Raw genomic sequence first — 21,709 nt, forward strand, 5'->3', positions numbered from 1 at the left:
CGCTTTTCAGAGTTTAGGCGTTACCCGCCAGCTTCATCCGTGCGGCCTGGGTGAAATCCAGCATCCGCTTGAGCGGTCGAATAGCCTGCGGAATCAACGCCGGATCAACAAAGATCTCGTTCGTCCCTTCCTTCAAGCTCTTGAGCGTGCGCTCAAGGGTGTTCATGGCCATCCACGGGCAATGTGCGCAACTGCGGCACGCTGCGCCGTTACCGGCGGTTGGCGCCTCGATGAAGACCTTGTCCGGACACAGCTGCTGCATCTTGTAGAAGATGCCACGGTCGGTCGCGACGATCAGGGTCTTGTTCGGCAAAGACTGCGCAGCCGCAATCAACTGGCTGGTGGAACCGACGGCGTCCGCCAACTCGATCACCGACGTCGGCGACTCCGGGTGCACCAGAATGGCAGCGTCCGGATACAACGCCTTCATGTCTTCGAGCTGCTTGGACTTGAACTCTTCGTGAACGATGCAGGCACCGTCCCACAGCAGCATGTCGGCGCCGGTCTTGCGCTGGATGTAGGTGCCCAAGTGTTTGTCCGGGCCCCAAATGATGGTCTCGCCGTTGTCCATCAGGCTTTCGACGATCTCCAGCGCGCAGCTCGACGTCACCACCCAGTCAGCCCGCGCTTTGACCGCTGCGGAGGTGTTGGCGTAAACCACCACCGTACGCTCCGGGTGCTGATCGCAGAACGCCGAGAACTCGTCGACCGGACAACCGAGGTCCAGAGAGCAGGTCGCGTCCAGGGTTGGCATCAGCACGCGTTTTTCCGGGTTGAGAATCTTCGCGGTCTCGCCCATGAACTTCACGCCGGCGACCACCACGGTCTTGGCCGGGTGAGCATTGCCGAAGCGGGCCATTTCCAGAGAATCGGAGACACAGCCGCCGGTTTCTTCGGCCAGGGCCTGAATCACCGGGTCGCAATAAAAGTGGGCCACCAGCACCGCGTCCTGAGCCTTGAGCTCGGCGGCGATGGCGGAACGGTAATAAGCCTCTTCCTCAGCTGTCAGCGGTTTGGGCTGCTTGGCATCGAGGTGGGCTTGAACCAGAAGGCGTTCGGAAATCTGCGTCATGTTCGCAAGACCTGCAGGCGCTTTCGCGCGAAAGTCGAGTATACACCCGGCTCCGGACCGCTTGAGGGTACCGCCGGGAGAGTGAGTATTATCAGGCACGGACAGCATTGAAGCTGCGCAAGGCTACAGAATATCCCGTTGATACAAAAGATGATTCTGACCTGCGTCAGCGCTGCGGGTATTGAAACAACGCATAGCGAAATTGCAGGCAAAAAAAAACCCGGAAATCCTCACTTTCGTGGGCCTTCCGGATTTTCTAAACCGCCAAATATGGTGGGTCGTGTGGGATTCGAACCTACGACCAATTGGTTAAAAGCCAACTGCTCTACCAACTGAGCTAACGACCCGCTGTGTGGTGGCGCGTATAATACTGATTTTTAAGGACTATTCAACACCTTTTTGAAAAAAATCAAAAATAAGCTGTTGGGTCGTCCACACCAGCTGCCGCAAAGCCTTCTGCGCGCAGGCGGCAGCTGTCGCATTTGCCGCACGCACGGCCGTCATCGTCGGCCTGATAGCAAGAAACGGTGAGGCCATAATCTACACCGAGCTTCACGCCCGCCTGAACGATCTGCGCCTTGCTCAGGTTCTGTAGTGGCGCCTGAATGCGGAAGCCATTGCCTTCAACGCCAGCCTTGGTCGCCAGATTGGCCATGCGCTCGAACGACTCGATGAACTCAGGACGGCAATCCGGGTAACCGGAATAGTCCACCGCGTTGACACCAATAAAGATGTCACGTGCACCGAGCACTTCCGCCCAGCCCAACGCCAGCGACAGGAACACCGTGTTGCGCGCCGGCACGTACGTCACCGGAATGCCTTCGCCCAACTCTTGCGGAATGTCGATGCTGCTGTCGGTCAGGGCCGAGCCGCCCATGCCATTCAAGTTCAGACCAATAACCTTGTGTTCGACCACACCCAGGTCGCGGGCAACGCGGGCAGCGGCGTGCAATTCAGCATGAGAGCGCTGACCGTAATCGAAACTCATGGTGTAGCAGCTGTAGCCTTCGGCGCGAGCCATGGCCACGACCGTGGCCGAATCGAGGCCGCCGGACAGCAGGATGACGGCACGTTTTTCAGTGGTGTTCGATTGTTCTGTCATATCAGCGCCCCGGCTCGTCATTCCACAGATATTTATGCAACTGCAATTGCAACCGCACTGGCAGATTGTCCGCTACTACCCAGTCCGCCAGATCTCGAGCATTGAGGTCATGGTGACTTGGGGAGAACAGCACTTCGCCGGCACGCCGGTCGAGACCGTACTGGATCAGCTTGGACACTGCCCAGTCATAGTCTTGCCGCGAGCAGATGACAAACTTCACCTGATCGTTGGGAGTCAGCAGTTCGATGTTCTCGTAACGGTTGCGATGGGCTTCTTTCGAGTCCGGCGTTTTCAGGTCTACGACACGACTGACGCGCGGATCGACAGCCGAAATGTCGAGGGCGCCGCTGGTTTCCAGCGAGACCTCGTAACCGGCATCACACAACTGTTTGAGCAAAGGAATGGCGTTCGGCTGTGCCAGCGGCTCACCGCCAGTGACACAAACGTAGCGTGGACGGAATCCGGCCACTTGCTCGAGGATGTCGTCGAGGGAGCGGACGGTACCGCCACTGAACGCATAGGCACTGTCGCAGTATTGGCAACGCAAAGGGCAACCGGTCAGGCGCACAAAAACCGTGGGCAGCCCGGCAGTCCGCGTTTCCCCCTGCAACGAGTAGAAAACTTCGGTGATTCTCAATGTGTCTTGCATAGTCGCCACGGGCGTAACAGCTAAACAGGCTGTCCGCCTCCGTCAGGCACTTCAGGCAATCCCGCCAACGCGTAGACCACAAGAAGCGTGTTTCAGAAAAAGGGCGTGAATTCTAACGAAAAAACCCGCGACAAGCGCGGGTTTCTTCCAAACGGGTCAAGCTTGCTTACATGCGTTGCAGATCGCGTTGGGCCAACTGAGCGGCAGAGGTACCCGGATATTGGGCCACCACCTGCTGCAGAATGCCTTTGACCTTGTCGGTATGACCGAGGCGGCGCTCTACATCAGCCAGCTTGTACAGCGAGTCAGGCACTTTGGCGTGCTTGGGATACAGCTGCGAAACCTTGGCGAAAGCCTGACCTGCGCCTTGCAGATCGCCTTTGGCCAGATTGACTTCGCCCAACCAGTACTGGGCGTTGCCCGCGTATTGGCTGTTCGGGTATTTGCGCAGGAAAGCGGCAAAAGCCTGGCTGGCCTTGTCGAAATCCTTGGCTTTGATCAGGTCGAAAGCGGCATCGTAATACAGCTTTTCCTTGGCCGGATCACCCGGTTCGCTGCTTGCAGCAGGTGCCTGGGCAGCAGCCCCGGCGCCAACGGCAGCACCGGCAGCAGCACTTGCATCGCCACCGGCAGAAGAATTCTCAGGAGTCGCGGCAGGTGCAACGCCGGATCCTATGCGCCGATCAAGATCCTGGTATCGCTCCAGGGATTCCTGCTTCATGCGCGCAACCTGATTCTGCAGTTCTTCGATCACGCCTTGCTGGCGAGAAATCTGATCCTGCATCTGTTGCAATTGGTTGAACAGCATGCCTTGTGCCGAGGCAGGGGCCGAAGCCGCTCCCCCGGCATAGGCGCCGTTCGTACCGTAACCTGCAGGCGGATAACTGCTCCCGCTATTGTTATAACCGGAGTTGTCATCGACCACAGGAACCGCAGCCCACGCCGCAAGCGGCGCGAGGCTGAGAGCCAGAACAGTTACAGCACGACGGCACGTTCGCATATCGAATTACTTACGCAGTTCGACGCGACGGTTTTGAGCCCAGGACTGCTCGTCGTTGCCGGTAGCAACTGGACGCTCTTCGCCGTAGGAAACCAGTTCCAGCTGAGCTGGGGAAACACCTTGCAGTACCAGGTAGCGCTGAACGGCTTTCGCACGACGCTCGCCCAGTGCCATGTTGTACTCACGAGTACCACGTTCGTCGGTGTTGCCTTCCAGAACAACGCGAGCGCCGTTTGCTTTCAGGTCTTTGGCGTGAACGTCCAGAGCGCGCATGGCTTCTGGCTTCAGGTCCGAGCTGTCGTATTCGAAGTAGAAGGTGGTGATTGCGCGCAGAGCAGCTTCTTCGCTCAGGGAACCGTCAACGGCACCAGTGTTTGCGCCGTAACCAGCGTTTGGATCAACAGCGCCTTCACCGGCGTTGTCGCCGCCTTTGGACGAGCAACCTACAGCTACAGCCATGGCCAGAGCCAGCGCAGCAAATTTACCAAACTTCAGCATTTCCATCGTGAAACTCCTAATGAACCCCAGTGTGTTAAGTAAAACGTGTAGCGCCCGCTCACTTCAGGTAAGGGGACCAGGACGGTTCTCTGACTTCGCCTTGAGCGGTAGGAAGCGGGAGCCTAACGCGTCCGTTAATGGACACGAGCATCAAGACTCCCCGGCCCTGCTGGCGGGTGGCGTAGATTACCATGGTGCCGTTGGGCGCAACAGTAGGTGACTCGTCCAGAGTGCTATCAGTGAGGATCTTTACACTACCTCGCTGCAGATCCTGTGCTGCCACCTTGAAATTGGTGAAGCCATCCTGACGATGGATCATCACCAAAGTCTTTTCATCAGCCGAAAGTTTCGGGTTGGCGTTGTAGTTGCCCACAAACGTTACACGCTCGGCACCACCGCCGCTGGCGCTGGTTTTATAGATCTGAGGCTTGCCGCCACGGTCCGAGGTGAAATAGATGGTCGAACCATCCTTGCCCCAGTACGGTTCGGTGTTGATGCCAGGACCTGCGGTCACGCGGGTGATCTGACGCGAAGCCAGGTTCATTACGTAAATGTCCGGGTTACCGTCTTTCGACAGCACGAACGCAAGGCGATCACCATTAGGCGACCAGGCCGGCGCGCCGTTGAGACCTTCGAAGTTGGTGATCTGCTCGCGACGACCGGTGTCGATGTTCTGCATGAAGATACGCGGACGCTTCTGCTCGAACGACACATAGGCGATGCGCTTGCCATCCGGTGCAAAACGCGGCGACAGGATAGGCTCGCGCGATTGCAGCAGGGTCACGGCGCGTGCACCGTCGTAGTCCGAGCGTTGAAGGGTGTAGCGCGTATTCTTCTCGGAAAAACGTTCGGCCGTTACATACAGCAGACGAGTCGAGAATGCACCTTCAATACCGGTCAGTTTCTGGAACGACTGGTCCGAGATGAAGTGCGCCATGTCGCGCAGTTGCTCGGTGGTACCGGAAACACTGCCGTCCGCCACTTTCTGTTCGGTGGCCACGTTGAACAGCGCCCACTGAACCTGCAGGCGACCGCCTGCTGGCGCAATGCTGCCGACCATCATGTATTGAGCACCGACCGCCTTCCAGTCACGGAAGATGATTTCGCTCGGCTGGCTTGGCTGGCTGATCATGTTTTGCTTTGGAATCGGCGAGTAGTAGCCCGAGTTGCGCAAATCGTTACCAATGATTTCAGCCATGTCGTCCGGCAGGACAGCACCGCCCTGCATACCGAACGGTACAACGGCGATCGGTGTAGCCCGATCGCTGCCGCTGGTGACCAGAATGTTCTTTTCATCCGCCATCGCGATCCCTGCCATGCAGCAGATCACGACCAGCATTCCTCGAAGAAGGTTTCTCACAAGGCTAGATCCTCAGGTGTGAATGTCATCTTGAATGAACGATACGGAGCGAAATCGCTCGGCTTCATTCCCTGCATTTCTGTCAAACGTCCAATATTCTTCACCGCTGCCACTGCCGACGCGTCGAACGGACCATCGCCACTGGACTTGGCCACGCTGACCGAAGTCACCGTACCGTCCGGCAACATGCCGATCTGCAGTACAACTGTCATGCCTTTGCGTGCCGAAGGTGGACGGGCCCAACCTTCTGCAGCTCGCGCACGAATCAGGTCATCGAAACTGCCCGCGACTTCATCACCCTGCTCATCGGCCAAGGCCTGCTGGCGCTGCGGCGTGTCGGAAAGCAAATCGGCCAAGGCCTGAGCCTTTTTGTCTTCGGTCGACTTACGTGCCGCATCCTGCGCTTTTTTCTTCGCAGCATCGGCAGCAGCTTTCTTCTTCGCTTCGTCGGCGATTTTCTTCTTCGCCTCTTCAGCTTCAGCTTTCTTCTTGGCGTCTTCGGCGGCTTTCTTCTTCGCGTCTTCGACGATCTTCTTCTTGGCTTCTTCAGCGGCATCTTTCTTGGCCTCTTCCTTCGCCTCTTCTTCAGCCTTCTTCTTGGCTATATCAGCCAATTGTTTCTCTTCGGCCTTCTTGGCTTCGGCTTTCTTCGCGTCGTCAGCTTTCTTGGCTTCATCAGCCTTCTTCGCTTCGTCCGCTTTTTTAGCCTCATCGGCCTTCTTGGCTTCCTCGGCCTTTTGAGCCGCTTCTTCTTTCTTTTGTTCCGCAGCCTTCACCGCTTCCTGCTCGACCTTCTTCTGCTCCATCTGCTCGACTTCGGTCTGGCGCGCGGCGGATTTCTTCGCCTCACCCGCAATCTTCTGATTGGTCTGGGTGGTTGCCTGACTTTTCGATTTCAGTTGGTAGAGGGTCGCCTGGACAATCGGTTTGGCCGGCGGCAGCTCTGGTGTGAAGGCAAAACTGACGAACAGCATGCCGAACACCAGCACGTGCAGGACAATTGCCAGAACACTAGGCCAGAAGTAGCTTTCCGAGGCGGACGGCTCTCGCTGTTGCTGCATCAGGGGGCCTCGGTAATCAAACCAACATTACCGACCCCGGCTTTCTGCAACCCGCCCATGGCGCCCATGACGGAACCATAGTCGACGGTCTTGTCACCGCGGATGAAGACCTGGGTACGCTTGCCGCCTTCAGTGCCGGCACGAATGATCTTGGTCACCGCGTCGGTCATTTGCGGCAGGGTCATGGCCCTGTCCTGTTGCTTCTCGGTATCGACTTCGCTGCCAAGGTTCCAGTAGTAGGTCTTGTCAGCCTTGATCGAAATGGTCAGGACCTGAGTGTTGTTGTCCTGCGGCAAGGCTTCGCTGGAAACCTTGGGCAGATCAACTTTCACGCCCTGATTGAGCATCGGCGCGGTCACCATGAAGATGACCAGCAGTACCAACATCACGTCGATGTAAGGCACCACGTTCATCTCGGCGACCGGCTTGCGCTTTTTGCGAGCTCGAGCGATTAAAGCCATTGGAAATTACCTGCTTATTCTTCGCTGGTGTGCACTTTGCGGTGCAGGATCGCCTGGAATTCATCGGCGAAGGTGTAGTAGCGGCTCAGCAAGGTTTCACTGCGGGCAGAGAAACGGTTGTAAGCGATAACCGCAGGAATTGCCGCGAACAGGCCGATCGCCGTAGCGATCAGGGCTTCGGCGATACCCGGAGCCACGGTGGCCAGGGTCGCCTGCTGGGCGCTGGCCAGACCACGGAAGGAGTTCATGATGCCCCATACGGTGCCGAACAGACCGATGTACGGGCTGACCGAACCCACAGTAGCGAGGAACGGCAGGCTCTGCTCCAGCTTCTCTTCTTCGCGGGAGATGGCCACGCGCATGGCACGGGCCACGCCTTCCATCACCGCCTCAGGGTCGACGCCTGGCTGCTGGCGCAGACGGGAGAACTCTTTGAAACCGGCACGGAAGATTTGCTCGACGCCCGAATCGGGATCCGGATTGCTGCCCGCCTGACGGTACAGCTTGGACAGATCGATACCCGACCAGAAGCGCTCTTCGAAGCTCTCCAGGGCGCGTCGACCGGCACGCAGCAGATTGCTGCGCTGAAAGATCATGATCCATGAGGTCACCGATGCGGCCACCAGGGTCAACATTACCAACTGCACCACGATGCTGGCATTGCTGACCAGGCTCCACATGGAGGAATGGTCGACGACGTTAGCTTCCACGCTTTATCTCCTGCTTTGAGTGTGTACCCGGGCCGACCGCGTCGGCGAAGGCCGCACGCAAGTCTTCGGGAAGGGCCCGGGGTTTCAAACTGTTAGTGCGCACACAGGCCACCAGAAACTGCCCTTCACAGAGCAGCACATTATCCGTAGCCCGCCTGACCTGCTGTTTGAAGCGCAGGCTGGCACGGTTCAATTCGATTACTTCAGCGCTTACCAGCAGTTCGTCGTCCAGTCGCGCCGGCGCGTGATAGCGCGCTTCGCTGGAGTGCACGACAAACAACAGGTCCTCTCCTGCCAGCTGCGATTGGGCAAAGCCCAGTTCGCGGAGCCGCTCGGTTCGAGCCCGTTCCATAAACTTGAGGTAATTAACGTAATACACGATGCCGCCCGCATCGGTGTCCTCGTAATAAACGCGACAACGATGTGCGAACGGCTCAAGCCCGTTTTGCGCGCGCATACTCTAGTGCTTACTCCTCAGGTTGCCAATCCGGCCAGGCAACTGTTTTTCATGGTTTCAGGGCTTTACCGCAAAAGTACCGTCCTATGACCGTACAAACCCTGAATAAATCGACAAAAAATGTGTATCAATCGTCCACGGCATCGAGAAACTCGTCTGCCACGGGCATTTCACCCATTCGTGACGGGATGTTTAAACCGAAGTGCAGGTACGCATGCCGTGTCACCACCCTGCCCCGCGGCGTGCGCATGATGTAGCCCTGCTGGATCAGATACGGTTCCAGCACATCCTCAATGGTATGGCGCTCTTCGCTGATTGCCGCGGCGAGGCTATCGATACCGACCGGGCCACCATCGAACTTCTCGATCATGGTCAGCAGCAGACGCCGGTCCTGATGATCGAAACCGTGTTCGTCGACATCCAGCAGGTTCAACGCCAGGTCAGCCACCGCTTTGGTGATATGGCCCTTGGCGCGCACTTCGGCGAAGTCGCGCACACGGCGCAGCAGACGGTTAGCGATCCGCGGCGTGCCACGGGCGCGACGCGCAATTTCGAACGAACCTTCCGGATCCAGCGGCAGACCGAGAATGGCCGCCGAACGACTGACAATCGTCGCCAGATCAGCCGTGCTGTAGAACTCAAGACGCTGGACAATACCGAAGCGGTCACGCAGTGGATTGGTCAGCATGCCGGCGCGAGTCGTCGCACCCACCAGCGTGAACGGCGGCAGATCGAGCTTGATCGACCGCGCCGCCGGCCCTTCACCAATCATGATGTCGAGCTGGAAATCTTCCATCGCCGGGTACAGCACTTCTTCAACGATTGGCGACAGACGATGAATTTCGTCGATGAACAACACATCGTGCGGCTCAAGATTGGTCAGCAACGCCGCCAGATCCCCCGGACGTTCAAGCACCGGTCCGGAAGTACTTTTGATTGATACGCCCATTTCCTGGGCAATGATGTTGGCCAGGGTGGTCTTGCCCAGCCCTGGCGGGCCGAAGATCAGCGTGTGGTCGAGGGATTCGCTACGGCCACGGGCGGCCTGGATGAACAGTTCCATCTGCTCGCGCACGGTCGGCTGGCCAATGTAGTCGGCCAGACTGACCGGGCGAATGGCCCGGTCCTGGACTTCTTCGCGCTCGCGCGGACTGTGCGCGGCGGTGATCAGACGATCAGCTTCAATCACTTAAATCATTCCCTTCAGGGCACGGCGGATCAGGTCTTCACTGCTCAAATTCTTGTCCTTGATGGCGGTAATCGCCTTGCTCGCTTCCTGCGGCTTGTAGCCCAGGGAAATCAGCGCGCTGACCGCATCGTTCTCGGCGGTATTGACCGGCGCCGGGCCGTCCGGCTGATTCGGTACGAGCGCGAACATCGCTGGCGAGGTTTCCCAGGCCTTGAAGCGGTCTTTCAGCTCGACCAGCAAGCGTTCAGCGGTTTTCTTGCCGACACCTGGCACCTTGGTCAACGCCGAGGTGTCCTGAGACTGCACGCAGCGGATCAGTTCGTCGACTTCCAGGCTCGACATCAAGGCCAGGGCCAATTTTGGCCCGACACCATTGAGACGGATCAACTCGCGAAAAAAGTCTCGCTCACGCTTGCCGGCAAAACCATAGAGTAATTGCGCGTCTTCGCGTACGACCAAATGCGTGTGCAGGGTCAGCGGTTCACCGACCGACGGCAGGCGATAAAGGGTGGTCATGGGCACTTCCAGCTCATACCCGAGGCCGTTTACATCCAGAATCAGGTGCGGCGGCTGTTTTTCAGCCAGGGTGCCGCGCAAGCGTCCAATCACGTTTCAGATCCTTGAGCGTTGGCCAGCCGTGGGCTGGCGACTGTCGAAAGGCGGATTTCGGGCCGACGACCCAGGCGCCAAAAACCGCTTTCAGGAAAATTGATGCTGATGCTATCAGAGACGCAGGCGCCCGCCACGACTGCGTGCCGTTCCCAAGCCGTGCGGCAGCAGACTGGAGCGCGTATGTGCATGGCAAATGGCAATGGCCAAGGCGTCCGAGGCATCAATTTGCGGTTTGCTGGTGAGCTTGAGCATGTGCATGACCATCATCTGCACCTGCTCTTTATTTGCGGCGCCGGTGCCAACCACGGCTTGCTTGACCTGCGTGGCCGTATATTCGGCGATCTCCAGACATTCTTCAGCACCGGCGACGATCGCCGCACCGCGCGCCTGCCCCAGCTTCAGCGCCGAGTCGGCGTTTTTCGCCATAAACACCTTTTCGATGCCCATGGTCACCGGACCGTAGGTCTGGATGATCTCGCGCACACCGCGATAGACGATTTGCAGGCGCTCATGCAACTCGCCCGCACCGGTACGGATGCAGCCGGAAGCCACATAGATACAGCCGCCACGTCCGGTATCGCGAACAATCCCGTAACCGGTGATGCGCGAACCCGGGTCGATACCAAGAATTAAAGTCATAACGCCTGCAGAAGTTGATGCGAAAGCTGAGGGTACATGTAGGAGCTGCCGAAGGCTGCGATCTTTTGATCTTTAAAAACAGAAAGATCGCAGCCTTCGGCAGCGCCTACAGATGAAGTGTAGAGCCATCAAAAACTGCGACCTTGCTATTTGCATCAACCGAGCTGAGCGGCCACGTCTTCCGGAATATCCGCGTTGGAATAGACGTTCTGCACGTCATCCAGATCCTCAAGCATGTCGATCAGCTTCAGCACCTTTTCCGCGCCCTCCAGATCCAGTTCGGCGCTGGTGGTCGGCTGCATGACGATTTCCGCGTCATCACCCTTGAATCCAGCGGCTTCCAGCGCGTTACGCACAGCATAGAAACTGGTGAACGAGGTGAACACATCGATCGAGCCGTCTTCATGGCTAACCACGTCGTCGGCATCGGCTTCCAGCGCGGCTTCGGTCAAGGCGTCCTCGTCAACACCCGGGGCGAAACTGATCTGGCCCTTGCGCTCGAACAGATAGGCCACCGAACCGTCGGTGCCGAGGTTGCCGCCACACTTGCTGAACGCATGGCGTACGGCTGCCGCGGTGCGGTTTCGGTTGTCGGTCATGCACTCGACCATCACCGCCACGCCGCCCGGGCCGTAACCTTCATAGGTCAGCTCTTCAACGTTATCCGCTTCGGTGGCACCGGCGCCGCGGGCCACCGCTCGATCGATGATGTCGCGGCTCATGTTTGCGCCCAGCGCCTTGTCCAGGGCCAGACGCAGACGCGGGTTGGAACCCGGATCACCGCCGCCCTGACGGGCCGCCACGGTCAGTTCGCGGATCCACTTGGTGAAGATCTTGCCTCTCTTGGCATCCTGACGTTCTTTGCGGTGCTTGATGTTCGCCCACTTGGAATGACCTGCCATAACTCGCTCCGAATTCTCTTTGAAACGTTGCCCGCCCTGCTCATGCAGCGGCCAGCACACAAAAAATCTCGACCTGCTCTCTATAGAAAGAAAAAAGGCGCATCCGAAGATGCGCCTTCAGGCCCGTCTTACTCAGCCTTTGGCGTTTCGCGCAAACGAATGTGCAGCTCGCGCAGTGCCTTGGCATCCACCACACCCGGTGCTTGCGTCATGACGTCGGCAGCACTTTGGGTTTTCGGGAAGGCGATCACTTCACGGATCGACTGGGCGCCGGTCATCAGCATCACCAGACGGTCGAGACCGAAGGCCAGACCACCGTGCGGCGGCGCACCGTACTTCAGCGCGTCGAGCAGGAAGCCGAATTTCTCTTCCTGTTCCGCTTCATTGATACCCAGCAGACGGAACACCGCTTGCTGCATTTCCTTGCGATGGATACGGATCGAACCGCCACCCAGTTCGGTGCCATTCAGCACCATGTCGTACGCGCGGGACAGAGCGCCAGCCGGGTTGGCTTCCAGCTCTTCAGGAGAGCACTTCGGCGCGGTGAACGGGTGGTGCAACGCGGAGAAGCTGCCGTCGTCGTTTTCTTCGAACATCGGGAAGTCGACGACCCACATTGGTGCCCACTCGCAGGTCAGCAGCTTGAGGTCGTGACCGAGCTTGATGCGCAGCGCGCCCAAGGCTTCGCTGACGATCTTGGCCTTGTCGGCGCCGAAGAACACGATGTCGCCATCGACTGCGCCAACGCGATCGAGGATCACGTTCAGCTTGTCTTCAGGGATGTTTTTCACAATCGGCGATTGCAAACCGTCAACACCGGCAGCGCGCTCGTTGACCTTGATGTACGCCAGGCCCTTGGCACCGTAGATGCCGACGAACTTGGTGTAATCGTCGATCTGCTTGCGTGGCATGCTCGCCCCGCCTGGAACGCGCAGTGCGGCAATACGGCATTTCGGATCGTTGGCCGGACCGCTGAATACTTTGAATTCAACTTCTTTCAGTTGATCAGCAACGTCGACCAGTTCCAGCGGGTTACGCAGGTCTGGCTTGTCGGAACCGTAGCGGCGCATGGCTTCTTCGAAAGTCATGTGCGGGAAATCGCCGAATTCCAGACCCAGCACTTCCTTGAACAGGTTGCGGATCATTTCTTCGGTCAGGCCCATGATCTCTTTTTCATCGAGGAAGCTGGTCTCGATGTCGATCTGGGTGAATTCAGGCTGACGGTCAGCACGCAGGTCTTCGTCGCGGAAGCACTTGGCGATCTGGTAGTAGCGGTCGAAACCGGCAACCATCAGCAGTTGCTTGAACAGCTGTGGCGATTGCGGCAAGGCGAAGAACGAACCGGCGTGGGTACGGCTTGGCACCAGATAGTCACGCGCGCCTTCAGGTGTCGCACGGGTCAGGATCGGCGTTTCGACGTCAAGGAAGCCGTTTTCGTCGAGGAAGCGACGGATGCTGGTGGTCATGCGCGAACGCAGACGCAGCTTCTCGGCCATTTCCGGGCGGCGCAGATCAAGGAAGCGATAACGCAGGCGGGTTTCTTCGCCAACGTCGGAGAACTCGTTCAGCGGGAACGGCGGGGTTTCCGACTCGTTCAGCACTTCCAGTTCGTAGCCCAGCACTTCGATCATGCCCGACGCCATGTTGGCGTTGGTGGCACCGGCCGGACGCAGACGCACCTTGCCGGTGATCTTCACGACGTACTCGCTGCGCACGCGATCGGCGGCAGCGAAGCTCTCGGCGCGATCCGGATCGAATACCACCTGGGCCAGACCGTCACGATCACGGATATCGAGGAAAATCACCCCGCCGTGGTCGCGACGACGGTGAACCCATCCGCAAAGGGTAATTTCCTGACCTTCCAGGCTTTCGTTCAGTTGGCCGCAATAGTGGCTGCGCATCATGATAATGGTTCGCTTCTCGTCATTCGATATTCGGTGGAGGTCCCGTTGCTTTAAAGCAATGCGGAAACTCACGCGTGTCGTTCAACCTGGGGTTGAACCCTAGTCAGATTTGTCGCCACCGGCCAGATTCTTCTTGGTCCCGGTCTTGAAATCGGTTTCGTACCAACCGCTGCCGCTGAGGCGAAAGCCTGGCATGGACAGCTGTTTCTTGAGCTCTGGCGCCTGACAGGCAGGGCAGTCGACCAGCGGTGCCTCGCTGATCTTTTGAATGGCTTCCAACTGATGACCACAGGAAGCACATTGGTAATCGTACATCGGCATGGGGGTGTCTCGGCGATCAGATTGCCACCGCGCGCAGGGCTTTGCGGCGAAAGAGCGGGATTATATCTATTAAATGCGGCCTGTGCAGCCGTAAGACTGCACAGGCCGCGACCTCGCCTGCAACTACCGTTTCAGAGCGATTCGGTCGGTGTAGCGGGCTTGACGCCGTTCATGACGCACACTACCCGCACCAGCGCGCTGAAATTTCTCACCCCGCCGTGACGCAGATGCACTTCACGGTCGACGTGGGACAACAGCGAGCTGATCGAACAGCAGTTGTCTGCGGCCATATGGCCGAGAATGTTCCAGTAGACCCGCTCCAGCCGCAGGCAGGTTGCATAGCCGTTCAGACGCACGGATCGAGACGATGGCTGAACCAGTGCCATGTCGAATTCGGCGACGAACGGATCGACTTTCAATTCATGCGGCAAGCCGACAATCCTGTCGCCTCGCCTGCCTTCCTCTGTCATATCGGTGACACTCCTTTGCCATCTTTGCTTGTTTGAAAAGTCACATCCTGTGGCTTTCATAAAAGCGCAGACACAAAGTTATAGCCAGACGACTTATTGACCGTCTCCGTAGGATAAGCCAACGACGCAGGTAAGATTCCGGACAGCGCGCAAGCCTTCTAATGCGCACCTGCGCGCCCGGATGATTAAGCTTCCAGCAATGCGCGCAACATCCACGCAGTTTTCTCGTGAACCTGCATGCGCTGGGTCAGCAGGTCTGCGGTCGGCTCGTCGCTGACCTTGTCGAGCAGCGGGAAGATCCCACGCGCCGTGCGGGTCACTGCCTCCTGACCATCGACCAGTTGCTTGATCATGTCTTCGGCACTCGGCACACCCTCCTCCTCCTTGATAGAAGAAAGACGTGCGTAGGTGGCATAGGCGCCCGGTGCCGGGAAACCCAACGCGCGAATACGCTCGGCGATCAGATCCACCGCCAGCGCGAGTTCGTTGTATTGCTCTTCGAACATCAAGTGCAGGGTACGAAACATCGGGCCTGTGACGTTCCAGTGGAAGTTGTGTGTTTTCAGATACAGCACGTAGGTGTCCGACAGTAGACGCGACAAGCCTTCGACGATGGACTTGCGATCTTCTTCACTGATACCGATATCGATTGCCATACTTACCCCCTAACGGCGATTGAATTCATCCAACAGGTGCAGACCCACTCTAGCAAGGCTGTCGGCACCCCGCAGCCCCGATCAGGTGCACACACTGCGACAAATCGACCGATACGATGCCGCTGGCCGGGCTGATTTGAGTAGCCGCAGGCTTTGCTGTTAAATAGGCAGTGTGTCGCCATGCCCCATTTTTCGGGGCGTTGCGCATAGGCTGATACCGTGAACGTGTCCACCGCCTCTTATTTTGTTCCGAAGCGAACCGTGCGCCTTCAGCTCTTCCTTGTGAGCCGTCATAAACGTGAGCCAATCAAAATGTTGAAAATCGTCCACCTGCTAATGGGCGCAGCGGCACTGCTGCTGTCGTTCATACCCAGCTTGAAATCCGAAGCCGTTCCCTACCTGCAACAACCCGATGCCCTTTACCTGGCCTTTTTCGGCCTGCTTAACCTGGTGATTGCTCCAGTGATTCCTTTCTGGAACAAAGGCCCTCGTCAGCATCTGCAAAACCTGGTCAGTGCGCTTCTGGTTCTGACCGTCGTCCTGCAAACCTTGACCCTGATCGCCCCGATGCCTGTCATCGCCGGCCAGCCAGCCGTGCTGTTCACCTTGGTGATTGCACTGGTTGCCGTGGTCCTGCACCTGGCTGTCAGCTTCTATCGTTCTTCACCGGCTGCTGCTCCAACCACCTATGACATGACCAATCGTGATACCGGTACCGTCAAGTGGTTCAACACTTCCAAAGGCTTCGGCTTTATCTCCCGGGATTCCGGCGATGATATTTTCGTGCACTTTCGCGCGATCCGTGGCGAAGGTCATCGCGTCCTGGTCGAAGGCCAGCGCGTGGAGTTCTCGGTAATGAACCGAGATAAGGGCCTGCAAGCCGAGGACGTGATCGCCGCCCTGCCGCGTCGCTGATCCAAGGCAATAAAAAACCGCGAGCAGCGTGCTGTTCGCGGTTTTTTTATGCCTGACGAAAAATGTCCGACATCAATAATGTGGTGGCGGCGCGTCTTCTTCGAACGATTCAAACTGGCCGACCATTTCTTCCTGACGCTTGAGCAGTGCAGCCATCTGCAATTGCAGACGCTCGACCACTCGCTGCTGTGCCACCAGCACGTCGTTCAACGCCTGAATGGTGTCATCCTGAAACGCCAGACGGCTTTCCAGATCGGTAACGCGTTGTTCCAGGCTCATGACTCAGCCCTCCACAAAGGTGAAATCTTCGGTTAATACCACGCGCAAGCGCTCGCGAATGGCAGCCACCTGTTCGTTGCTGTAGGGCCTGGCCGGATGTTTGCCCCACACTGGCGCCGGCCAGGCAGCGTCATCGCGCTTTCGCACGATCACATGCATGTGCATCTGACTGACAACGTTACCCAGGGTCGCGACGTTCATCTTGTCGGCATCGAACAGGTCTTTAAGCAACTCGGCCAGAGCCGTGGTTTCCAGCCACAGTTGCTGCTGATCGGCGACATCCAACTGAAACAACTCGCTGATATCGTCGCGGCGTGGCACCAGAATGAACCAAGGGTAGTTGGCATCGTTGGACAACAGCAGCCGGCAGAGCGGGAAGTCGCCAATGGTAATCGTGTCCTGTTGAAGTCGTGTATCCAAAGCAAACACTGCGCGCACTCCCGGCGGTTCTACATTAGTGAGCTTAGCGGCCTTGCCCAAGGGCAGCGCACCAAGCGACAGACCGGCAGCATACCTGCGAATGCGCCGACCTTCACGACAACAGGCCACTTGCCATTCTCCAGATGCCCCGAGATGTGACACTTTTAACCGGCACGCACCAGCTCAGTACCTGGACTGATGACTGCCCCACTGAAATGGCTGAAAAACCTGAAAGCGCTCACGACCACACTCCGGCTGAACTGTATGAATCCCGTACAGCCGGTAAATTTTTTTGCACCAAAACCGCACAGTGCGTCTACGCTCAGTGCGGCAGGCATCCGCCAAATACTCACCGGCGGGGTGAACCGGTAACGTTTTTTGTTGTCATGCGCCTGCTACGGTGTGGCAACACCATAGGAACAATCGCGTCAAGCCCCAATAAAAATGGGCTTGGCGCCCAGTATTTACGAGGTTTTTACAGGTAAAGACAGGTGTTCAGAAAAATAACCGCACCGAAATTGCGGTTTGTGCACGCTTGTTGCATTCGTACTCACATGGACTATAAGCGCACCACGGGAAGTGGGAGCCTTAAGCCCAATAAAAACAGTGGCAGGGTTGCCCGATGGAGATTCAAGTGTTTTGCCAGGGACTCTTTTTTAGCGATGCAAACGGCAAAAAAAACAGCGAGAAAGTTGTCGGTCCGGTTGCATCGGTACTGTGAATTTGCGACATCTACAAAGCCAATTGCGACAGCGTCGTAAAGAAGGTGAAAGGTTAGATTCGCAAGTATCGCCAACAATGTCGGCGTGATATAAGTTTGCGCCGACACAAAAAGAAAGAGCCGCCCAGATAATAAAACAGGTGGGACGGCAGTACTCTTCTAAAAACCAAAGGAGCAAATCACGATGCGCGTGATGAAGTGGAGCATGATCGCCCTGGCTGTTGCAGCAGGCACCTCGCAGTTCGCAATGGCGTCCTCTCAAGACGAGTCCAAAGGTTTCCTGGAAGACCAGAGTCTGAAACTGAAGACTCGTATGGAATACATGAACCGTGACTACAAAAACGGCGCGGGTAACGTTTCCAACGGTGACGGCACTTTCAAAAGTGGCTATCGCCAGGACACCGGTGTAAGCCAACTGCTGACTTACGAGTCGGGCTTCACTCAAGGCACCGTAGGTTTCGGTCTCGATGCCATGGCCATGGGTTCGGTCAAACTGGACGGCGGTTCGGGTCGTCGCGGTAACGGCCTGTTCGCAGTCGACAGCGACGGCAACCCGGAAAAATCCCAGGGCAAAATCGGCGGCGCAGTCAAATTCCGCGTATCCGACACCGTGCTGAAATACGGCCAGCAATTCGTTGCCAGCCCGGTTTTCGCCACTGACGACAGCCGTCTGATTCCAGAAGTCGCCACCGGTACCCTGATCACTTCCAAAGAGATCAAAGGTCTGGAGCTGAGCGCAGGTCGCTTCACCGCGCTGAGCAAGCAAACAGGCATGGGCCGTGACAGCATCGGCGGCCTGCCAGATGAAGATGGCAATGGCGGCAAAGGCCTGACCAACATCAACATCTTTGGTGCTAGCTACTCCTTCACCGATAACTTCACCGGTGCTTTGGCTGCTTCCGACGCTGACGACTACTTCAAGAAGTACTACGTCAACCTGAACTACACCTTGCCAATCAACGACGAGCAGTCGCTGAACTTCGACTTCAACGGCTACCACACCAAGGGCGATAGCCGCGGTGACCTGGTTGACGCGATCGGCGACGGCACCACTGGTGTGGACAACAACCTGTGGTCCCTGGCCGCTGCGTACAGCATCGGTGCCCACAAATTCACCCTCGCTCACCAGCGCTCCAGCGGCGACAACGCTTACTACTATGGCGTTGACGGTAACAGCACCATCTTCGTTGCCAACTCCATTCAGATCTCCGACTTCGTGGGCCGCGACGAGCGTTCCTGGCAAGCTCGCTACGACCTGAACATGAAAACCTACGGCGTACCTGGCCTGAGTTTCATGACCCGTTACGTGATGGGTGACCACATCACCACCAACGGTCTGGGTGAAGGCAAGGAAAACGAGTGGAACGCCGAGTCCAAGTACGTGATCCAGGAAGGCCCGGCCAAAGACCTGTCGTTCCGTCTGCGTTATGCCATGTACCGCTCCAACGGCGCTTACAGTGGCTACTCGTCTGATAACAACGACACCCGTCTGATCGTTGAGTACCCACTGAACATTCTCTAATAGAGATGTACAGCTGACGTACTGTAGAGCACTGCTCTAACAAGAACCGCTCACCTGATTCAGGTGGGCGGTTTTTTTATGCGTGAAGTAATCTGCTTTCAGTCGACAAGATTAGCCAGCTATCTATTAGCCAGCAAACTTTCACAACAGGCATAAAAAAACCCAAGAGTGCAAACATCTCTTGGGTCCGACATAAATAACTGACCGCGAGGCCAGTATCAATGTTGTTACTGCACAGCGTTTTCCTGAACTACACGAATCACCCGCTGCGGAAACGGAATATCAATGCCGGCAGTCTTCAAGCGATCACGCGACTGCTCGTTAAACATAAACATCACATCCCAATAGTCTGCGGTTTTCACCCACACACGCAGGGAAACCGTGATCGAACTGTCACCCAGGGTCGAAATCACCGCTTGCGGCGCCGGATCCTGCAGAACGCGCTCATCCTTGGCCAGATCCAGCAGCACCTGACGGGCCTTTTGCAGATCGGCTTCGTAATCCACACCCACATCGAACACAACCTTGCGGGTTGGCTGACGGTTGGTGTTGGTAATGATGCCATTCGACAGGTTGCCGTTTGGCACGATGATGGTTTTGTTGTCACCGGTACGCAGCACGGTGTGGAAAATCTGGATGCTGTCAACCGTACCCGACACGCCTTGCGCCTCAATCCAGTCACCGATACGGAACGGACGGAACAGCAGAATCAGCACACCGCCAGCGAAGTTCGCCAGGCTGCCCTGCAACGCCAGGCCGATCGCTAGACCAGCCGCACCGATCGCCGCAACGAACGAGGTGGTTTCAACGCCGATCATCGAAGCGACGCTGACAATCAGCAGCACCTTGAGAATGATGTTCGCCAGGCTGCTGATAAAACCCTGCAGTGCCAGATCGGCATTACGCAGGGCCAGCAGACCGCCGAGTTTTTGCGTGACCTTGTTGATCAGCCACCAGCCGATGGCCAGGGTAATCACTGCAAGCAGCACGCGGCTGCCGTATTCCATAATCATCGGGATCCACGCCTGGGATGCCTTGACCAGGTTGTCCACCTCAGCATTCAAATCCATGTTCTATCTCCTGATTTCCGGCTACCCGGGCTGTAAAAAATCAGCGGCAGAAAGACTGAACCTGTTGGGGCTCAATCGTTTCTGCCGTTGCTTGGGCCTCGGACGCTGAAAACGCCGAGAGGTTCCCCGACCGGAAAGCTTAGTCGCGGAAGTTGTTGAACTGCAGTGGCATGCCGAATTCCTTGGCCCGCAGTGCCGCGATGGCTTCTTGCAGGTCGTCACGCTTCTTGCCGGTTACACGTACCTGCTCGCCTTGAATAGCGGCCTGCACTTTTAGCTTGGCGTCCTTGATGTGGCCGACGATTTTCTTCGCCAGCTCCTTGTCGATGCCTTCCTTGAGCACGGCGTCCTGCTTCATCAGCTTGCCCGAGGCGTACTCGTCTTTGACTTCAAGGCACTGCACGTCGATCTTGCGCTTGACCAGCGCCAGCTTGAGGATTTCGATCATCGCTTCCAGCTGGAACCCGGCTTCAGCGGTCAGGCTGACGGTGAGGTCCTTTTCCTTGAACTCGAAGCTGCCTTTGCCTTTCAGGTCATAACGACGATCGAGTTCCTTCACGGCGTTCTCGACCGCGTTGGTGAGTTCGTGTTTGTCCAGTTCGGATACCACGTCGAACGACGGCATGTAATCTCTCCAATAAAAAGGCGCGCTCGATGTGGATGGAGCGCGCTTGGCTTGCGGTTAAAATCGGGCTCATTATAACGGGTCTTTTCCCACCGACACGGCGAGCCGCACATGCCTGTACGCAATCGAGCAAAAAACTGATGTCCACCACCTGGCATGTACTGGGCGCCGGTAGCCTCGGCACGCTGTGGGCTACCCGTCTGGCCCGCGCCGGTCTGCCGGTCAGGCTGATACTGCGTGATGCCGAGCGCTTGCGCAGCTATGAAGCCGTGGGCGGATTGACGCTGGTCGAACAAGGTCAGGCCAGCACCTATGCCGTGCCCGGGGAAACACCCGACAGCCCCGAGCCGATTCACCGCTTGCTGGTCGCGTGCAAGGCCTACGACGCCGAAAGCGCCGTCGCCCGCCTCGCTCCGCGCCTGACGGCTGACGCCGAATTGATCCTTCTGCAAAACGGCCTTGGCAGTCAGGATGCCGTGGCCACGCGGATGCCACAGGCGCGCTGCATCAGTGCCTCCAGCACCGAAGGTGCGTTTCGCGATGGCGACTGGCGTGTGGTGTTTGCCGGACACGGATTCACCTGGCTGGGCGACGCTGGCCATCCGGTCGCGCCGATCTGGCTGGACGATCTGGATGCGGCAAAGATCCCCCACGAATGGAGCACCGATATCCTTACGCGGTTGTGGCGCAAACTGGCGCTCAACTGCGCGATCAATCCGCTGACCGTGCTACACGACTGCCGCAATGGCGGCTTACAGGCACATCACTGCGAAGTCGCCACGTTGTGTGCTGAACTGGCCGAGTTACTCGAACGGTGCGGCCAACCCGCCGCCGCCGACAATCTGCAACAGGAAGTCGAACGGGTCATCCACGCCACGGCGGCCAATTACTCGTCGATGTATCAGGACGTCGCTAACCGGCGCCGCACCGAAATCAGCTATCTGCTGGGCCACGCCTGCAAAGTCGCCGCGCGCCACCAGTTGAATCTGCCGCACCTCAATCAATTGCAGCAGCGCCTCGTCACCCATCTGCACAGCCTCGGATTGCCCAGCGACTGAGCAGCGGCTACGCTGGCCACTTGTTCCTTTGTTGCG

Annotated in this window: 25 protein-coding genes and 1 tRNA gene; 3 read left to right on the forward strand and 23 right to left on the reverse strand. The window is 57.5% G+C overall.

Features of this window, described 5'->3' with window-relative positions:
• Window positions 1–13 precede the first annotated feature (13 nt).
• The 19 genes from nadA to BK670_RS24505 all read right to left on the reverse strand — a co-directional run bounded on the left by nadA (window position 14) and on the right by BK670_RS24505 (window position 15,063).
• On the reverse strand, window positions 14–1,072 hold the full coding sequence (gene nadA / locus BK670_RS24415) for a quinolinate synthase NadA (RefSeq protein WP_003227499.1): 1,059 nt from the start codon (window positions 1,070–1,072) through the stop codon (window positions 14–16).
• Between the two features lie 271 nt (window positions 1,073–1,343).
• A tRNA-Lys gene (locus BK670_RS24420) sits at window positions 1,344–1,419 on the reverse strand.
• A gap of 62 nt (window positions 1,420–1,481) precedes the next feature.
• Window positions 1,482–2,174 (reverse strand): 7-cyano-7-deazaguanine synthase QueC, encoded by a 693-nt coding sequence (gene queC / locus BK670_RS24425; protein ID WP_123453603.1) that lies wholly within the window; start codon window positions 2,172–2,174, stop codon window positions 1,482–1,484.
• Between the two features lies 1 nt (window position 2,175).
• The gene (gene queE / locus BK670_RS24430) at window positions 2,176–2,823 is read right to left on the reverse strand and encodes a 7-carboxy-7-deazaguanine synthase QueE (RefSeq protein WP_123453605.1); all 648 of its coding nucleotides are present in this window, start codon (window positions 2,821–2,823) and stop codon (window positions 2,176–2,178) included.
• A gap of 166 nt (window positions 2,824–2,989) precedes the next feature.
• On the reverse strand, window positions 2,990–3,823 hold the full coding sequence (gene ybgF, locus BK670_RS24435) for a tol-pal system protein YbgF (RefSeq protein ID WP_123453607.1): 834 nt from the start codon (window positions 3,821–3,823) through the stop codon (window positions 2,990–2,992).
• A gap of 6 nt (window positions 3,824–3,829) precedes the next feature.
• Window positions 3,830–4,327, reverse strand: coding sequence for a peptidoglycan-associated lipoprotein Pal (gene pal, locus BK670_RS24440; protein ID WP_003178634.1), 498 nt, complete (start codon window positions 4,325–4,327; stop codon window positions 3,830–3,832).
• 52 nt (window positions 4,328–4,379) lie between these two features.
• A complete protein-coding gene (gene tolB, locus BK670_RS24445; RefSeq protein WP_016983828.1) occupies window positions 4,380–5,660 on the reverse strand; it encodes a Tol-Pal system beta propeller repeat protein TolB in 1,281 nt (426 codons plus the stop codon).
• A 17-nt stretch (window positions 5,661–5,677) separates the two neighbouring features.
• On the reverse strand, window positions 5,678–6,742 hold the full coding sequence (tolA, locus tag BK670_RS24450) for a cell envelope integrity protein TolA (protein ID WP_123453609.1): 1,065 nt from the start codon (window positions 6,740–6,742) through the stop codon (window positions 5,678–5,680).
• On the reverse strand, window positions 6,742–7,194 hold the full coding sequence (gene tolR / locus BK670_RS24455; RefSeq protein WP_161806672.1) for a protein TolR: 453 nt from the start codon (window positions 7,192–7,194) through the stop codon (window positions 6,742–6,744). The genes tolA and tolR overlap by 1 nt, the downstream gene beginning before the upstream one ends.
• A 23-nt stretch (window positions 7,195–7,217) precedes the next feature.
• Window positions 7,218–7,913: a protein TolQ gene (gene tolQ, locus BK670_RS24460; protein WP_007912733.1), complete on the reverse strand. Its 696-nt coding sequence runs from the start codon at window positions 7,911–7,913 to the stop codon at window positions 7,218–7,220.
• Window positions 7,903–8,370: a tol-pal system-associated acyl-CoA thioesterase gene (gene ybgC, locus BK670_RS24465; protein ID WP_064119107.1), complete on the reverse strand. Its 468-nt coding sequence runs from the start codon at window positions 8,368–8,370 to the stop codon at window positions 7,903–7,905. Before ybgC ends, tolQ begins: the two co-directional genes overlap by 11 nt.
• A 127-nt stretch (window positions 8,371–8,497) precedes the next feature.
• Window positions 8,498–9,559 (reverse strand): Holliday junction branch migration DNA helicase RuvB, encoded by a 1,062-nt coding sequence (gene ruvB / locus BK670_RS24470; protein WP_007912736.1) that lies wholly within the window; start codon window positions 9,557–9,559, stop codon window positions 8,498–8,500.
• Window positions 9,560–10,168 carry a Holliday junction branch migration protein RuvA gene (ruvA, locus tag BK670_RS24475; protein ID WP_003227522.1) on the reverse strand — a complete coding sequence of 203 codons (609 nt, stop codon included), beginning with the start codon at window positions 10,166–10,168 and terminating at the stop codon, window positions 9,560–9,562.
• A 114-nt stretch (window positions 10,169–10,282) separates the two neighbouring features.
• Entirely contained in the window at window positions 10,283–10,810 is a 528-nt protein-coding gene (gene ruvC, locus BK670_RS24480) for a crossover junction endodeoxyribonuclease RuvC (RefSeq protein WP_007962095.1), read from the reverse strand.
• Window positions 10,811–10,965: 155 nt separating this feature from the next.
• Window positions 10,966–11,712 carry a YebC/PmpR family DNA-binding transcriptional regulator gene (locus BK670_RS24485; RefSeq protein WP_003227527.1) on the reverse strand — a complete coding sequence of 249 codons (747 nt, stop codon included), beginning with the start codon at window positions 11,710–11,712 and terminating at the stop codon, window positions 10,966–10,968.
• 128 nt (window positions 11,713–11,840) lie between these two features.
• Window positions 11,841–13,616: an aspartate--tRNA ligase gene (gene aspS / locus BK670_RS24490; protein ID WP_093430490.1), complete on the reverse strand. Its 1,776-nt coding sequence runs from the start codon at window positions 13,614–13,616 to the stop codon at window positions 11,841–11,843.
• A gap of 99 nt (window positions 13,617–13,715) precedes the next feature.
• On the reverse strand, window positions 13,716–13,937 hold the full coding sequence (locus BK670_RS24495; protein WP_064119106.1) for an FmdB family zinc ribbon protein: 222 nt from the start codon (window positions 13,935–13,937) through the stop codon (window positions 13,716–13,718).
• A gap of 131 nt (window positions 13,938–14,068) precedes the next feature.
• Window positions 14,069–14,407: a ribbon-helix-helix domain-containing protein gene (locus BK670_RS24500; protein ID WP_123453612.1), complete on the reverse strand. Its 339-nt coding sequence runs from the start codon at window positions 14,405–14,407 to the stop codon at window positions 14,069–14,071.
• Between the two features lie 185 nt (window positions 14,408–14,592).
• Window positions 14,593–15,063 (reverse strand): Dps family protein, encoded by a 471-nt coding sequence (locus BK670_RS24505; RefSeq protein ID WP_095188021.1) that lies wholly within the window; start codon window positions 15,061–15,063, stop codon window positions 14,593–14,595.
• Window positions 15,064–15,375: 312 nt separating this feature from the next.
• On the opposite strand from BK670_RS24505, the gene BK670_RS30105 reads away from it, so the two are divergent.
• Window positions 15,376–15,978 (forward strand): cold-shock protein, encoded by a 603-nt coding sequence (locus tag BK670_RS30105; RefSeq protein ID WP_123453614.1) that lies wholly within the window; start codon window positions 15,376–15,378, stop codon window positions 15,976–15,978.
• Window positions 15,979–16,050: 72 nt separating this feature from the next.
• Here the strand turns inward: BK670_RS30105 and BK670_RS24515 are convergent, their stop codons facing one another.
• Window positions 16,051–16,257: a SlyX family protein gene (locus BK670_RS24515; protein ID WP_123453616.1), complete on the reverse strand. Its 207-nt coding sequence runs from the start codon at window positions 16,255–16,257 to the stop codon at window positions 16,051–16,053.
• 3 nt (window positions 16,258–16,260) lie between these two features.
• Entirely contained in the window at window positions 16,261–16,686 is a 426-nt protein-coding gene (locus BK670_RS24520) for an HIT domain-containing protein (protein WP_123453618.1), read from the reverse strand.
• Window positions 16,687–17,582: 896 nt separating this feature from the next.
• On the opposite strand from BK670_RS24520, the gene BK670_RS24525 reads away from it, so the two are divergent.
• The gene (locus BK670_RS24525; protein ID WP_123453620.1) at window positions 17,583–18,920 is read left to right on the forward strand and encodes an OprD family porin; all 1,338 of its coding nucleotides are present in this window, start codon (window positions 17,583–17,585) and stop codon (window positions 18,918–18,920) included.
• A 227-nt stretch (window positions 18,921–19,147) separates the two neighbouring features.
• On the opposite strand, the gene BK670_RS24530 is transcribed toward BK670_RS24525, so the two are convergent.
• Window positions 19,148–19,990 carry a mechanosensitive ion channel family protein gene (locus BK670_RS24530; protein WP_123453622.1) on the reverse strand — a complete coding sequence of 281 codons (843 nt, stop codon included), beginning with the start codon at window positions 19,988–19,990 and terminating at the stop codon, window positions 19,148–19,150.
• 139 nt (window positions 19,991–20,129) lie between these two features.
• Window positions 20,130–20,615 carry a YajQ family cyclic di-GMP-binding protein gene (locus tag BK670_RS24535; RefSeq protein ID WP_042560649.1) on the reverse strand — a complete coding sequence of 162 codons (486 nt, stop codon included), beginning with the start codon at window positions 20,613–20,615 and terminating at the stop codon, window positions 20,130–20,132.
• Between the two features lie 140 nt (window positions 20,616–20,755).
• Between BK670_RS24535 and BK670_RS24540 the strand changes: the two genes are divergently transcribed.
• A complete protein-coding gene (locus BK670_RS24540) occupies window positions 20,756–21,673 on the forward strand; it encodes a putative 2-dehydropantoate 2-reductase (protein ID WP_123453624.1) in 918 nt (305 codons plus the stop codon).
• Window positions 21,674–21,709 lie beyond the last annotated feature (36 nt).

Origin of the sequence: Pseudomonas fluorescens, from assembly GCF_003732425.1 — a bacterium.
Taxonomy (GTDB): Bacteria; Pseudomonadota; Gammaproteobacteria; order Pseudomonadales; family Pseudomonadaceae; genus Aquipseudomonas; species Aquipseudomonas fluorescens_BE.

Excerpts from the sequence above, each read along its gene's own strand:
- nadA (WP_003227499.1), bottom strand. The coding sequence starts at position 1,072 with ATGACGCAGATTTCCGAACGCCTTCTGGTTCAAGCCCACCTCGATGCC.
- queC (WP_123453603.1), bottom strand. The coding sequence starts at position 2,174 with ATGACAGAACAATCGAACACCACTGAAAAACGTGCCGTCATCCTGCTG.
- queE (WP_123453605.1), bottom strand. The coding sequence starts at position 2,823 with ATGCAAGACACATTGAGAATCACCGAAGTTTTCTACTCGTTGCAGGGG.
- ybgF (WP_123453607.1), bottom strand. The coding sequence starts at position 3,823 with ATGCGAACGTGCCGTCGTGCTGTAACTGTTCTGGCTCTCAGCCTCGCG.
- pal (WP_003178634.1), bottom strand. The coding sequence starts at position 4,327 with ATGGAAATGCTGAAGTTTGGTAAATTTGCTGCGCTGGCTCTGGCCATG.
- tolB (WP_016983828.1), bottom strand. The coding sequence starts at position 5,660 with ATGCTGGTCGTGATCTGCTGCATGGCAGGGATCGCGATGGCGGATGAA.
- tolA (WP_123453609.1), bottom strand. The coding sequence starts at position 6,742 with ATGCAGCAACAGCGAGAGCCGTCCGCCTCGGAAAGCTACTTCTGGCCT.
- ybgC (WP_064119107.1), bottom strand. The coding sequence starts at position 8,370 with ATGCGCGCGCAAAACGGGCTTGAGCCGTTCGCACATCGTTGTCGCGTT.
- ruvC (WP_007962095.1), bottom strand. The coding sequence starts at position 10,810 with ATGACTTTAATTCTTGGTATCGACCCGGGTTCGCGCATCACCGGTTAC.
- BK670_RS24485 (WP_003227527.1), bottom strand. The coding sequence starts at position 11,712 with ATGGCAGGTCATTCCAAGTGGGCGAACATCAAGCACCGCAAAGAACGT.
- aspS (WP_093430490.1), bottom strand. The coding sequence starts at position 13,616 with ATGATGCGCAGCCACTATTGCGGCCAACTGAACGAAAGCCTGGAAGGT.
- BK670_RS24495 (WP_064119106.1), bottom strand. The coding sequence starts at position 13,937 with ATGCCGATGTACGATTACCAATGTGCTTCCTGTGGTCATCAGTTGGAA.
- BK670_RS24500 (WP_123453612.1), bottom strand. The coding sequence starts at position 14,407 with ATGACAGAGGAAGGCAGGCGAGGCGACAGGATTGTCGGCTTGCCGCAT.
- BK670_RS24505 (WP_095188021.1), bottom strand. The coding sequence starts at position 15,063 with ATGGCAATCGATATCGGTATCAGTGAAGAAGATCGCAAGTCCATCGTC.
- BK670_RS30105 (WP_123453614.1), top strand. The coding sequence starts at position 15,376 with ATGTTGAAAATCGTCCACCTGCTAATGGGCGCAGCGGCACTGCTGCTG.
- BK670_RS24515 (WP_123453616.1), bottom strand. The coding sequence starts at position 16,257 with ATGAGCCTGGAACAACGCGTTACCGATCTGGAAAGCCGTCTGGCGTTT.
- BK670_RS24525 (WP_123453620.1), top strand. The coding sequence starts at position 17,583 with ATGCGCGTGATGAAGTGGAGCATGATCGCCCTGGCTGTTGCAGCAGGC.
- BK670_RS24530 (WP_123453622.1), bottom strand. The coding sequence starts at position 19,990 with ATGGATTTGAATGCTGAGGTGGACAACCTGGTCAAGGCATCCCAGGCG.
- BK670_RS24535 (WP_042560649.1), bottom strand. The coding sequence starts at position 20,615 with ATGCCGTCGTTCGACGTGGTATCCGAACTGGACAAACACGAACTCACC.
- BK670_RS24540 (WP_123453624.1), top strand. The coding sequence starts at position 20,756 with ATGTCCACCACCTGGCATGTACTGGGCGCCGGTAGCCTCGGCACGCTG.